The sequence below is a fragment of the Paracoccus aminovorans genome (genome assembly GCF_900005615.1).
In the GTDB taxonomy this organism is placed as follows: Bacteria; Pseudomonadota; Alphaproteobacteria; order Rhodobacterales; family Rhodobacteraceae; genus Paracoccus; species Paracoccus aminovorans.
The window spans coordinates 1189124-1201444 of sequence record NZ_LN832559.1 but is presented as its reverse complement, the minus strand read 5'-3'; the positions used below and the strand labels follow the sequence as shown (position 1 = coordinate 1201444).

General features: G+C 67.7%; 14 protein-coding genes and 1 riboswitch. Of the genes, 5 read left to right on the top strand and 9 right to left on the bottom strand.

Features of this window, described 5'->3' with window-relative positions; translation table 11 throughout:
• Positions 1-28: 28 nt before the first annotated feature.
• From JCM7685_RS06060 to hisS, 4 genes are read right to left on the bottom strand one after another with little or no spacing between them, the layout of a single operon-like run.
• The gene (locus JCM7685_RS06060) at positions 29-400 is read right to left on the bottom strand and encodes a hypothetical protein (protein ID WP_074966520.1); all 372 of its coding nucleotides are present in this window, start codon (positions 398-400) and stop codon (positions 29-31) included.
• Between the two features lie 53 nt (positions 401-453).
• The gene (hisG, locus tag JCM7685_RS06055) at positions 454-1131 is read right to left on the bottom strand and encodes an ATP phosphoribosyltransferase (RefSeq protein ID WP_074966519.1); all 678 of its coding nucleotides are present in this window, start codon (positions 1129-1131) and stop codon (positions 454-456) included.
• Positions 1128-2195 (bottom strand): ATP phosphoribosyltransferase regulatory subunit, encoded by a 1068-nt coding sequence (locus tag JCM7685_RS06050; protein WP_074966518.1) that lies wholly within the window; start codon positions 2193-2195, stop codon positions 1128-1130. The genes hisG and JCM7685_RS06050 overlap by 4 nt, the downstream gene beginning before the upstream one ends.
• Positions 2192-3676, bottom strand: a complete 1485-nt coding sequence (gene hisS, locus JCM7685_RS06045) for a histidine--tRNA ligase (RefSeq protein WP_074966517.1) — start codon at positions 3674-3676, stop codon at positions 2192-2194. The genes JCM7685_RS06050 and hisS overlap by 4 nt, the downstream gene beginning before the upstream one ends.
• Before the next feature lie 48 nt (positions 3677-3724).
• Between hisS and JCM7685_RS06040 the strand changes: the two genes are divergently transcribed.
• Positions 3725-3934: a SlyX family protein gene (locus JCM7685_RS06040; protein WP_074966516.1), complete on the top strand. Its 210-nt coding sequence runs from the start codon at positions 3725-3727 to the stop codon at positions 3932-3934.
• Between the two features lie 57 nt (positions 3935-3991).
• Here the strand turns inward: JCM7685_RS06040 and JCM7685_RS06035 are convergent, their stop codons facing one another.
• Positions 3992-4441 carry a DUF4177 domain-containing protein gene (locus JCM7685_RS06035; RefSeq protein ID WP_074966515.1) on the bottom strand — a complete coding sequence of 150 codons (450 nt, stop codon included), beginning with the start codon at positions 4439-4441 and terminating at the stop codon, positions 3992-3994.
• A 1266-nt stretch (positions 4442-5707) separates the two neighbouring features.
• Between JCM7685_RS06035 and JCM7685_RS06030 the strand changes: the two genes are divergently transcribed.
• Positions 5708-6834, top strand: a protein-coding gene (locus JCM7685_RS06030) for an IS3 family transposase (RefSeq protein WP_408634322.1) whose coding sequence is annotated in 2 segments (ribosomal slippage) — positions 5708-5975 and positions 5975-6834 — 1128 coding nt in all. Because the reading frame shifts where the segments join, the coding sequence is not laid out codon by codon here.
• A gap of 320 nt (positions 6835-7154) precedes the next feature.
• On the opposite strand, the gene xth is transcribed toward JCM7685_RS06030, so the two are convergent.
• Positions 7155-7940 carry an exodeoxyribonuclease III gene (gene xth, locus JCM7685_RS06025; RefSeq protein ID WP_074966512.1) on the bottom strand — a complete coding sequence of 262 codons (786 nt, stop codon included), beginning with the start codon at positions 7938-7940 and terminating at the stop codon, positions 7155-7157.
• A 38-nt stretch (positions 7941-7978) separates the two neighbouring features.
• Positions 7979-8314, bottom strand: coding sequence for a HesB/IscA family protein (locus JCM7685_RS06020; RefSeq protein WP_074966511.1), 336 nt, complete (start codon positions 8312-8314; stop codon positions 7979-7981).
• A 72-nt stretch (positions 8315-8386) separates the two neighbouring features.
• Between JCM7685_RS06020 and JCM7685_RS06015 the strand changes: the two genes are divergently transcribed.
• Together JCM7685_RS06015 and JCM7685_RS06010 are read left to right on the top strand one after the other, a co-directional pair.
• Positions 8387-9520 (top strand): deoxyguanosinetriphosphate triphosphohydrolase, encoded by a 1134-nt coding sequence (locus tag JCM7685_RS06015; protein ID WP_074966510.1) that lies wholly within the window; start codon positions 8387-8389, stop codon positions 9518-9520.
• A gap of 34 nt (positions 9521-9554) precedes the next feature.
• Positions 9555-9695, top strand: a riboswitch (FMN riboswitch).
• A 74-nt stretch (positions 9696-9769) separates the two neighbouring features.
• On the top strand, positions 9770-10204 hold the full coding sequence (locus tag JCM7685_RS06010) for a 6,7-dimethyl-8-ribityllumazine synthase (RefSeq protein ID WP_074966509.1): 435 nt from the start codon (positions 9770-9772) through the stop codon (positions 10202-10204).
• 139 nt (positions 10205-10343) lie between these two features.
• On the opposite strand, the gene copM is transcribed toward JCM7685_RS06010, so the two are convergent.
• Positions 10344-10700, bottom strand: coding sequence for a CopM family metallochaperone (gene copM, locus JCM7685_RS06005; RefSeq protein WP_074966508.1), 357 nt, complete (start codon positions 10698-10700; stop codon positions 10344-10346).
• A gap of 66 nt (positions 10701-10766) precedes the next feature.
• Positions 10767-11660, bottom strand: a complete 894-nt coding sequence (locus JCM7685_RS06000; RefSeq protein WP_074966507.1) for a DMT family transporter — start codon at positions 11658-11660, stop codon at positions 10767-10769.
• A 106-nt stretch (positions 11661-11766) separates the two neighbouring features.
• Here JCM7685_RS06000 and JCM7685_RS05995 point away from each other — a divergent pair, with 106 nt between their 5' ends.
• Positions 11767-12189 (top strand): OsmC family protein, encoded by a 423-nt coding sequence (locus JCM7685_RS05995; protein ID WP_074966506.1) that lies wholly within the window; start codon positions 11767-11769, stop codon positions 12187-12189.
• The last annotated feature ends 132 nt before the right edge of the window (positions 12190-12321 follow it).

Below are 12321 nucleotides of genomic sequence, written 5' to 3'. Positions count from 1 at the left end.
ATTGCGACCGGGCAAGCCGGGGTAAACGTCAGGGATCGACCAGATGCGTATCCGTCTTGGTCGTTTCCTCGGGCACGACATTGCCGTCGCTGGTCACGGCCGGCATCGACACATCCTTGGGCTGCTCGAAGGCGGCGGTCAGCTCGGCCGTCTTGGCCTTCTTGTCGTAGATGCAGACATAGCGGTCGGCGCCGCCGTCGGCCAGCGTGGTGATCAGCAATGCCGCGCCATAGTTCTCGGACCCGAAGGGGTTGATCTCGATCGCCGTCTCGCCCTCGGCCGGCGCCAGCGCCGTGCAGGCCTTTTCCACGTCGGCGCGGAACTGCTCCCAGGCTTCGTCGCTGGAGGCCAGGGCGGGGGTGGCGGCGGCAAGGGCGATCAGCAGGATGGGCAGGCGCATCGGTTTCCTCCGGTTGGTTGCCAAGGGAAACGCCCCTGCCCCGCCCGCGGTTGCTAGATCCCCAGCCGGGCGGCGAATTCCCGCACCTCGGCCTCGTCCCCGGCCGCGACCGAGCGCAGCAGCGTCGCCTGGCTGCGCAGGATCGGCGCGCCCTCGATGATCTTCAGGTGGTTCGCCCGCAGCGTCTCGCCCGAGGAGGTGATGTCGGCAATCGCCTCGGCGGTCAGGTTGGCCACCGTGCCTTCGGTCGCGCCCTGGCTGTCGACCAGCTGGTAATCCGCGACCTCCTCGACCGAAAGCCAGGCCCGCACCAGCCGATGGTATTTCGTGGCGATGCGCAGGCGAAAGCCGTGCTCGGCACGGAAGTCGCGGGCGATGGTGGCGAAATCGTCCAAGGTCTCGCAATCGCGCCAGCAGGCCGGCACGGCCAGGATCAGGTCAGCATGGCCGAAGCCCATCGGCGCCAGTTCCTCGACATGGCTGCGCCAGCCGGCCAACTTCTCGCGGATCAGGTCGGTGCCGGTCACGCCCAGATGGATGCGGCCGGCCTGCAGTTCGCGCGGGATCTCGCCCGCCGACAACAGCACCAGCGCGACATTCTCTGCACCATCGACCCGGCCGGCATATTCGCGGTCCGAGCCCGCGCGCGACAACCGCACACCGCGGGCCGCGAACCAGTCGAAGGTCTGCTCCATCAGCCGCCCCTTGGACGGCACGCCCAGCCGGATCATGCGAGCCCCCCCAGTTCATGGACCAGCCCGGGGCGGATGATGCCGCCCACCGCCGGGATCGCGCGGTCCTGCGCCTGGCCCAGCACCGCGGCCAGCGCATCGTAGCGCCCGCCGGTGGCGACCGGCGGCCAGTCGGCCCGGCCCGGGGCGGTGAAGCTGAAGGTCATGCCGTCGTAATATTCCATCGTGTGCCGGCCGTGGCTGGCGTCGAACCGGATCGCCCCGACGTCGATGCCGCGTGCCGAGAGCAGGCCGAGGTTGCGTTCCAGCCGGTCCACCGCCGGCGCGATGTCGGGGATGTCGGCGGCAAGCCCGCGCAGCTCGCGCAGCGCCTCGGGCGCCGGGGCGTCGATGGCAAACAGCCGCTCGAGCCGCGCGACCCAGAGCGCCGGCAGCGGCGCCTCGGCGGCATCGGCGCGCAGGCGGTCGAGCCGCGCCTGCATCTCTTCCGGGCTGCGCAGCCCGGTCCAGGGCGCCGTGCTGTCGGCCCAGGTGCGCGGTTCGCACGGCGCGGCGAACCGCGCCAGCGCCTTGGCAAAGCGGTGCGGCCGCCAGATGTGGTGCAGAAGTGCGGCGCGGCGCGCGCCCGACAGCGGCAGCGCGCGCACCGCATCCATCAGCAGGTCCATGTCGCCCATGCTGGCCCGCAGGCCCAGCGGCTTCAGCACGCCGTGAAACAGCGCAAACACCTCGGCATCGGCATCCGGGTCTCGGGCGAAAAGCTCGAATCCGGCTTGCAGGTATTCGTTGTCGCGCGGGTGCTCGGGCTGGGTCTCGCCATGGTCCTGCTTGCGGAACACCTCGCCCAAGTAGCAATAGCGCGCGGGCTCGGCGCCGTTCTGCATATGCATCTGCACGACCGGCACGGTGAAGTCCGGCCGCAGCATCATCTCGCCCCGGATCGAGTCCTGGGTGACATAGGCGCGCGCGCGGATATCCTCGCCGTAAAGGTCCAGCAGCGTCTCGGCCGGCAGCAGCAGGTCGGGGGCGACCTCCTGCGCGCCGGCGGCGCGGAAGGCGGCGAGGATCTGCTGGCCGATGGCCTGTTTCTCGCGCTTGCTCATCCGAGGATGCGCCGCACTTCGGCGACCAGCCGGTCGCACGGCACCTCGGTCTGGGCGGGCTGGGATTTCCATTCCTCGTGGCTGGCCTCGGCAGCGATCTTCGCGCCCAGGATCAGGTCTTTGACCTGCACCACGCCGCGCGCCGCCTCGTCCGCGCCTTGGATGATCGCGACCGGCGCGGCACGCTTGTCGGCATATTTCAGCTGGTTGCCGAAGTTCTTCGGGTTGCCCAGATAGACCTCGGCGCGGATGCCGGCGGCGCGCAGTTCCGCCGCCATGGCCTGGTAATCAGCCATGCGCTCGCGGTCCATGACGGTGACGACGACCGGACCCGGCTCGGTGCCGCCCATCAGCCCCTTGGCGCGCAGCGCGGCCAGAAGCCGATCCACGCCGATGGAGACGCCGGTCGCCGGTACCTTCTGGCCGGTGAAGCGTTCGACCAACCCGTCGTAGCGTCCGCCGCCCGCGACCGAGCCGAACTGGCGCTTGCGACCCTTGTCGTCGAGGATCTCGAAGGTTAGCTCGGCCTCGAAGACCGGGCCGGTGTAATAGCCCAGGCCGCGCACGATCGAGGGGTCGATGACGGCGCGATCCTCGCCCACACCCATGGCGGCGAGCATCTCGCTGATCTGGGCCAGTTCCTCGACCCCCTCGGCGCCCACGGCCGAGGCACCGACGGCGGCGCGCAGGTTTTGCAGCGTCGCGGCGTTGTCCGCGCCCTTCGAGGTCAGGAAGGCCAGCACCGGCCCGGCCTGTTCCGGGCTCAGGCCCACGCCGTCGATGAAGGCGCCGGACTCGTCCTTGCGGCCCGAGGTCAGCAGCTGGCGCACGCCCTCTTCGCCGACCTTGTCGAACTTGTCGATGGTGCGCAGCACGTCGTCCGCGGGCTTGCCCTCGGCCACGCCCATGGCTTCCAGGATGCCGTTCAGCACCTTGCGGTTGTTGATGCGGATCAGGTAGTCGCCGCGGGCGATTCCGGCATGTTCCAGCGCCGCCGCCAGCATGGCGCAGATCTCGGCATCCGCGGCGACCGAGGCGGAACCCACGGTATCGGCATCGCATTGATAGAACTGGCGGAACCGGCCCGGCCCCGGCTTTTCGTTGCGCCAGACCGGGCCCATGGCATAGCGGCGATAGGGGCTGGGCAGGTCGTTTCGGAACTGCGCCGCCACGCGCGCCAGGGGCGCGGTCAGGTCATAGCGCAGCGCCAGCCAGTCGCCGGCGCCGCCGCCCGGCACCTCGGCCTCTTGCCAGGCGAAGACGCCGGCATTGGGACGGTCCACGTCGGGCAGGAACTTGCCCAGCGCCTCGACGGTCTCGACGGCGCTGGTTTCCAGGGGCTCGAAGCCGTGGCGATGATAGATCTCGGCGATGCGGTCCAGCATCTGCTTGCGCTCGGTCACGTCCGCGCCGAAATAGTCGCGGAACCCCTTGGGCGTTTCCGCCTTGGGTCGGGGCTGTTTCTTCTGATCTTTCGCCATGGTTTGCCTCGGGCTTTTCCAGGCGGCGGTCTAACGGATGGAGGCTGGATGGACAAGGACGAGCAAAGCTTGCGGCTGGAAGAGGCCGTGGCGCATCTGACCCGCGTGGTCGAGGATCTGTCCGAGGTCGTGGCGCGGCAGGAGCGCGAGATCGCACGGCTGTCGCGGCGGGTGGGCCTGCTGCTGGAACGCGAGGCCGAGCGCGAGGCCGAGGGCGGCACCATCCCGCTGGCGGACCAGCGGCCACCGCACTGGTAGGGGCTCCGCCCCTCGCCCCTGCGGGGCTCACCCCGGGGTATTTGGGCAACGGTAAGATCAGCGGCTGGCGGGGCCGAGGCGCGGGCCGACGGGGGCTGCGGGCTGCGGCGCGGTCAACGGCGGTTCCGGCACGCGGGCCTGCGGCGGCTGCTTGGGCATGGCGCGCATCGGCTGGCTGAAGGGGGCACGGACCGGCGCGGGTTCGGGCTCTGCCGGTGCGGGTTCGGGCTGCGACACGGGCGCGGCCGCTTCCAGCCTGGGGGCCGGCTCGGCGGCCAGGGAACGGCGGAAGATCAGCAGGTTGTGATAGACGGTGCTGCGGCTGGTCAGGCCCGAGCGTTCCTCGGCCGGCAGGGTCTCGGCGCGGACATAGTCCCAGCCGTCGCGGGCCATGTCGTTCAGCACATCGGCCAGCGTTGCGGCAAAGCGGTCGATCCCGGTCTTGGCGCCCTTCGCCTTTTCGCCGCGCGCCGGGGCGGGAATGACGGTGTATTCGTAGCTGCTCATGCGGTTGCCTTTCCTTTGGCGGCGAAATTAGGCGAGAAGCGCCGGCAAGGGAAGCGGTGAGCGGCCCTGTTTCACGGCACGCTTCCAGGCCGAGCCTTCCCTTTCCTTTGCCGAGATCAGCCGGTGGGTTGCGTGCCGGGGATGCTGAGGGCCGTGAACCGGTCCAGGACCGCGATACGGGTTTGGAGCGCGCGGCGGCCTGGCAATCGAGGTCTCGGGCCATGCGCTTCTGGCCGAGCAGTTCATGCAGTTCATCCCGCCCTCGGCCCGGCTTCTGCGGCGAGCCGACGATGTCGTCGTTGCCGTCGCCGGTGAACAGGCTCACGCTCCTGGTCGTCCAGTCCGAGGCCGGCCCGTTCCGCGCCGTGGATGCGCTCCACGCCCGTGAAGATCAGCCATCAGATCCGAGCTGTGCAATGCCAGTATCCCAGGCGTCGAGACGCACAAAGGCGCCGGGCCCCTCGATGAATAGCCGGTCCCCGCCGGGATTACCGGGTGTATAGGGTTGGCGTCGAAGGTGTCGGCGCCGCCGATGATGGTTGCCGCTCCGCCTGTCCAGTCGCACTCGTCGTGTCCGGCAAACCCTTCGATCAGGTCGCCGGCCGTGATGCGAATGATGTCGTTTCGTGCCGTGGGCATGATTACCTCATGAAATAACCCGCCGAAGCGGGCTGACATGCTATGCTGAGATTGCCGCTCCTCTGCAGAGCCTGCGGCCTTCGGCCTTCTACCGGTGCGCACACAGGACAGCGGGGGCCGATTGGGGTGGACGCCGAATGCCGCCATGCCTCGATCTGGACGCTTGCTTTATGGCAAGACCCGGAACGCACCGTTCGATTTCCTGTTGGCCTTTGTGTGGCGTCTATCGCCACAGCCCCCAGCGCCCCAAGCGCATCACGGCGCTGGGGGCACCTCCACCGGCCTGTCGAAAGAGACAAGTTGCCGCGCACGTCAAGCGGGTGCAAATAGCACGCATGGCCGGAAGGGTTGTGTGTCGTGTTTCCGAGTTTCCTTCCGGCCAAGTTACCTCGGCATCAGGGATGATGCCCGATATCGAGCCTCGCGTCGATCGTGCGCAGGCCGTCGAGGATCAGGATCGGCCGCTCGTCCTGCCGCGCCGTCGTCGTCTCCATGGCGCGGATCCGGGCCTCATTCGCCGACAGATACGCCGCGTGATCGGTAAGTTGAACTACTCCCCGGAAATCGGCCAGTGACGGAAGCTACGATCTGACGTCTGCTGGTCTCCAAGGACGAGGGGATCAGAACATGAGGAAGCACAGGAACCATGACGCGGGCTTCAAGGCGCGGGTGGCATTGGAAGCCGTGAAGGGCGAGCGCACGGTATCGGAGCTGGCGGCCGAATACGGCGTGCATCCGACGATGATCCATCAATGGAAGAAAGCGCTGTTGGAAGGCGCTGCGGATATCTTCGAGCGGGGCAGTCGGAAGCCGGTGGAGGTGGACGAGGAGACGGTCCGATCGCTGCATGCCAAGATCGGAGAACTGGCTGTCGTCAACGATTTTTTGTCACGAAAGCTCAAGCCGTGGACCGGAAAATGAGGCGCGGGATGATCGAGCGGGACCATCCTGCGCTGTCGATCGGCGTGCAGTGCCGCTTGCTGTCGATCTCGCGCTCGTCGTTCTACCACGAGCCATTAGGTGAGACGGAAGTGAACCTGGCTCTGATGCAGCTGATCGACCGGCAGTTCCTGGATACACCCTTCTATGGCGTCCGGCAGATGACCTGGCATCTGCAGAACGAGGGTCACGGTGTGAACCAGAAGCGAATCCGGCGGCTGATGCGGCTCATGCGCTTGATGCCGATCTACCAGAAACCCAACACCAGCAAGCCGAGAAAGGGCCACAAGACCTATTCCTACCTGCTGGGCGGGCTGCGCGTGGACCGCCCCGGTCAGGTCTGGTGCGCCGACATTACCTACCTGCCGATGCGGCGCGGCTTCCTGTATCTCGTCGCCATCATGGACTGGTTCACCCGCAAGGTGCTGGCGTGGCGGATATCGAACACGCTGGAGGCCGACTTCTGCCTCGAGGCGCTGAACGAGGCCATCCATCGCTTCGGCGCGCCCGGGATCATGAACACGGATCAGGGCAGCCAGTTCACATCCTTCGCCTGGACGGATCGCCTGAAGCGGGTCGGCACCCGGATCTCGATGGACGGCAAAGGGCGCTGCATCGACAACGTCTTCATCGAGCGTCTGTGGCGATCCCTGAAGTATGAATGCGTTTACCTGCACGCCTGGGAGACCGGCTCGCAGGCCAAGACTGCAATCGGTCGCTGGATCACCTTCTACAACCACCAGCGGCCCCACGCCGCCCATGGCGGACAGCCGCCCGCCGTGGACTACTTCAACCAGATCGAAACCGACCAGTAGGCGAAGGCAGTAGCTTAGACGGTCCGGAAATCTGTCCAATGATCAGGGAGTAGCTCAAACCCAGCAGGAGAGGAGCGGCGCGCGCTTTTCGACAATCTCACCACGCTGCTGGATAGAGACAATAGGCAGGTCTGAACGAATCGTGCGTCGTGCGCAAAACTGCGCACGACATCCACCCTAACCAATTGATTTTCTTATAAGAATTTTCGCGATCCCACGAAAATGGCGACTTTCGCGCCGAAAGGCTCAAACCTTTTGTCACCTGTCAGATGGGACCGAAGGGGCGTCCCCCGGGGTATTTCCGCAACGGAAAAAGCCGGTCAGGCGTCCAGGTCGACCCAGACCGGGACATGGTCGCTGGGCTTGTCCTTGGCGCGTTCGTCGCGGTCGATGCCCAGATCGATCAGCAGGTCGGCCGCCTGCGGCGACAGCAGCACGTGATCGATGCGGATGCCGTCGTCCCTTTGCCAGGCGCCGGCTTGGTAGTCCCAGAAGGTGAAGGGACCGCGACTGCCGTCCGCGTCGCGCAGCCGCACCGCCTCGATCCAGCCCTGGTGCAGGATGCGGCGGAAGGCGGCGCGGCTTTCGGGCCGGAAGAGCGCGTCGTCCAGCCATTTTTCCGGTCTGGCGGCATCGCGGGCCTCGGGGATCACGTTGTAGTCGCCCATCATCAGCACCGGCATTTCGGTCGCGAGCAATTGGCGCGCGTGGTCGTGCAGGCGCTGCATCCAAGCCAGCTTGTAGTCGAATTTCGGTCCCGGCTGCGGATTGCCGTTGGGCAGGTAGAGCCCCGCCACCCGCAACGCCCGATGGCCGACCACCGTCGCCTCGATATAGCGCGCCTGTTCGTCGGTGTCATCGCCCGGCAGGCCGCGGGTCACGTCCTCGAGCGGCAGCTTCGACAGGATGGCGACGCCGTTGAAGCCCTTTTGCCCATGCGTCTCGATATTGTAGCCGAGGTCGGCGATGGGCTCGCGCGGGAAGCCCTCGTCCTGGCACTTGATCTCTTGCAGGACCACGACGTCGGGCTCAGCCTCGGAAAGCCAGCCGGTCAGGGTCTCGATCCGGGCGCGGACGCCGTTGATGTTGAATGTCGCGATTTTCATGCGCGCGAGACTAGCCGCCCGCGCCGGCTCGCGCCAGATCAGATCGAGAAGGACGTGCCGCAGCCGCAGGACGAGCTGGCGTTCGGGTTGTCGATGGTGAAGCGCGCCCCGATCAGCTCGTCGGCGAAGTCGATGGTGGCGCCGGCGAGGAAGGGCAGCGACACCGGGTCGACCACCACGGTCTGGCCGTCGCTTTGCAAGAGCAGATCGTCCTCGGCCGCGTCGTCCAGCCGGATGTCGTATTGAAAGCCCGAGCAGCCGCCGCCCGCAACCGCGACCCGCAGCGGCCGCGCCGGGCCGCCCTCGTTGATCTCGGCCAGGCGCTGGAAGGCGCGCTCGGTCACCCTGGGGGGCAGGTTCAGTTCCACGTTCATGGGGCGTTCCCGTTTCCGTCGTCAGGCATGGAATATAGGGTTCGCCGCAAACGCCTGCAAGGAACGGACGCGATGACGGCACCCTATGCCTGCCAGCCCGAAGCAAGCCGCGGTCGCCGCTGGCCCGAGCGCATGTCCACCTTTCGCAGCCCCTGGCAGCGCGACCGCGACCGCATCATCCATTCCTCGGCCTTTCGCCGGCTGAAGCACAAGACCCAGGTCTTCGTCGAGCACGAGGGCGACTATTACCGCACCCGCCTGACCCATACGATCGAGGTGGCGCAGGTCGCCCGCACCATCGCCGGCACCCTGGGCCTGAACACCGACCTGGCCGAGACGGTGGCCCTGGCCCACGACCTTGGCCACCCGCCCTTCGGCCATACCGGCGAGGATGCGCTGGCCGCGCTGATGACGCCCTATGGCGGCTTCGACCACAACGCCCAGGCGCTGCGCATCGTGACCAAGCTGGAACGCCACTACGCGGATTTCGACGGGCTGAACCTGACCTGGGAAAGCCTGGAGGGCATCGCCAAGCATAACGGTCCCGTCACCGGCCCCCTGCCCTATGCCCTGGCCGAGGTGAACGCGGAATGGGACCTGGAACTGCACACCAACGCCAGCGCCGAGGCACAGGTGGCGGCCGTGGCGGACGACTGCGCCTATAACCACCACGACCTGCACGACGGCTTGCGCGCCGGCCTCTTCACCGAAGCCGACCTGGCAGAACTGCCCGTGGTGGGCGAGGCCTTCGCGCAGGTGGATGCGCTGCACCCCGGCCTGGAACCGATGCGGCGCCGGCATGAGGCACTGCGCCGCGTCTTCGGCGTGATGGTCGAGGACGTGATCGCGGTCGCCCAGAACCGCCTCGCCAGCCTGCAGCCGCAAAGCGTGGACGACATCCGCGCCATGGAGGGGCCGATCATCCGCTTCTCGAAGCCGCTTTACCAGAACCTCAAGGCGATCAAGCTGTTCCTGTTCCAGCGCATGTATCGCGCCCCGACCGTGGTGGTCGAGCGCCGGCGCGTGACCGAGATGCTGAACGGCCTCTTTCCGTTGTTCCTGAACGACCCCTCGAAAATGCCCGAGCACTGGTTCCAGGCGGCCGAGGCGGCGGCGGACGAAACGCAGCGCGCGCGAATCGTCCTCGATTATGTCGCAGGCATGACCGATCGTTTCGCGATCCAGGAGGCCGAGCGGCTGCTCTGAGACTTGCATCCCGCCGCGACGGCTGGCATTCAAGCCGGGTTCTCAGGGCGGGGCGGAATTCCCCACCGGCGGTAAGCAGCGATGCAAGCCCGCGAGCGCCTTGCCCCGGCAAGGGTCAGCAGACCAGGTGCGATTCCTGGGCCGACGGTCACAGTCCGGATGGAAGAGAGCGTGCGAGCCGGCCCCGAAGGGGGGCGGGCCCTCATGTGATCGCCTTGGGTGACGTGTCACTTGCAAGGGAGATCACGGATGACACACACCCGCTATGCCTTCATCAAGGCGAACTGGCACGCCGACATTGTCGACCAGGCGCTGGAAGGTTTCTGCCAGACCTTGCCGCGCGACCAGGTCGATGTCTTCGACGTGCCCGGCGCTTTCGAGATGCCGCTGATGGCCCGCGACCTGGCGACGACCGGCCGCTACGCCGCGGTGATCGCCGCCGCCTTGGTGGTCGATGGCGGCATCTATCGCCACGATTTCGTCGCGCAAGCCGTGGTCGACGGGCTGATGCGCGCCGGGCTCGACAGCGGCGTTCCGGTGCTGTCGGTGTCGCTGACGCCGCATCACTACCAGGAAACCGAGCATCACAACGCCATCTTCCGTGCGCATTTCGTGCAGAAGGGACGCGAGGCGGCCGAAGCCGCGACCCGCATCGTCGCGGCGCGGGCGGCGATCCAAGGCTGAGCCCCGGCTGGGCGGCGTGCAGCCGCCCAGCCTTTCCGCCGCCCGGGATCGCACCGCAGCCCGGGCGCCGCATGTTTCCGTTTCCGAAATACCCGGGGAGGGCTACCCGCCCGCAGGCACCGGTGCAGCCGCGACCGCCCTATTCGGCCGCGCCATGCGCCTTGAGCCAGTCCTGCATCATCGCGATCTCGGCCTCCTGGGCCTTGATGATCTCTTCGGCCAGCTTGCGCACCTCGGGATCCTTGCCATGCGCCAGCACCACCCTGGCCATGTCGATGGCGCCCTGGTGATGCGGGATCATGCCGCGCATGAAATCGACATCGGCGTCGCCGGAATAGTCGATCATCATGTCCCGGTGCATCTTGTCCATCGCCTGCGTAAAGGCGGCGGTCGACGCCGCGTCGCCGCCATGGGCGGAATGATCCATGCCGGCATGCTCCTGCGCGACGGCAGGCACGGCCAGCAGGGCGGCGAGGGCGAAGGGGACGATACGCATGGAATTCTCCTTTGTCTGCGGCGGCATGCAAGCGCGGCGCGCAGCCGGGAGCAAATGACAAAGCCGTCAGCGCAGGAAGATCAGCGCCATGCCCGCGACCGCCAGCGTGGCCCCCGCCCATGAGGTCGCCGAGGGCCGCGCCCCGGTCATCGCCCAGAGCACGGGCAGGATCAGCACCGGCGACAGCGCCGACAGCGTCGAGACGATGCCGACCTTGCCGCCCTGCAGCGCGAACATCAGCAGCGTCATCCCGGCGACCATGGCCACCAGCCCCGATAGCGCGGTCAGCAGCAACACCCGCGGCGTCGGGCGCGCCAGCGGCTTCACCGCCCGGATCGGCAGCGCCATCAGCAAGATCAGGCAGGCGACCGCGACCGAGACCCGGATCAGCGAGGCGACATAGGGGTCGAAGCCATGCGCCATCACCGGGCGCGCGATCAGCGATCCCAGCGCCTGCCCGGCCGCCGCCAGCAGGCCGAGGCCCGCGGCGATCCAGACCGAGCCCTGCACCGCCTCGAAACGATGCCCGCCGGCGCGTCCGGGGCTGCCCAGCACCGCCATGGCGACGCCCAGCGTGGACAGGACCACCCCGGCCACGGCCGCGGGCGACAACGCCTCGCCCAGCGCCAGCCAGCCCATCAGCGCGGCCATGGGCGCGTTCAGCGCAAACAGCGCGCCCGAGCGGCGCGGCCCCAGCCGGATCAGCGTGACGTAAAGCAGCGTGTCGCCCAGGAAGATGCCGATCACCCCGGACAGCGACAGCCGCCACAGGTCCTCGGCCGCGATGCCCTGCCAGCGCCCGGCGGCCAGGACCAGCGCGGCCAGCATCGCCGCCACCATGGCCTGGCGCAGCCGGTTGAATCCGAAGGGTCCCAACGCCTGCGCCGCCGATTGCGACAGGATGCCGGTGACCGCCCAGCAGGCGGCCGCGCCCAGCGCCGCCAGTTCGTGCAGCGGCATTCGTCCCCTCCCGGTCCCCGCGTCGGCCCTTGGGATAGGCCGGCGCGGGAAACCGTGCAAGCCGCCGCGCGTTGGGGTCGCGACCCCGTGGCAAAAGGAGAAAGACATGATCGTGAACCATGGCTCGGCGAAATGGCAGGGCGGGCTCAAGGACGGCAAGGGCGTGCTCTCGACCAAGTCGGGCGCGCTGTCGGACCAGCCATACGGCTTCAACACCCGTTTCGAGGACAAGCCGGGCACCAACCCCGAAGAGCTGATCGGCGCCGCCCATGCCGCCTGTTTCAGCATGGCGCTGTCGATGATCCTGGAACAGGCGGGGGTGACGGATGTCGACATCCAGACCACCTCGCAGATCGGCCTCGACAAGGAGGGCGACGGCTTCGCCATCAAGACCGCGCATCTGGTCACCCGCATCAGCGGCAAGGGCGACAAGGCGGTGATCGAGGACTGCGCCCGCAAGGCCGAGAAGGGCTGCCCGGTCAGCAAGGTGCTGAACGCCGAAATCACCATGGAGGTGACGGTCGCCTGACCCGCGACCGCCGCGCGCTTCCCAGTCGGGCCGTCCCTCCGGGCGGCCCGATTTCGTGTGCGCCCCGGCGAATGTCGCATTCCGTCCTTGAAATTGTCGCAATCGCAAGGTCCCGGGGCCCGAATTGCCCGG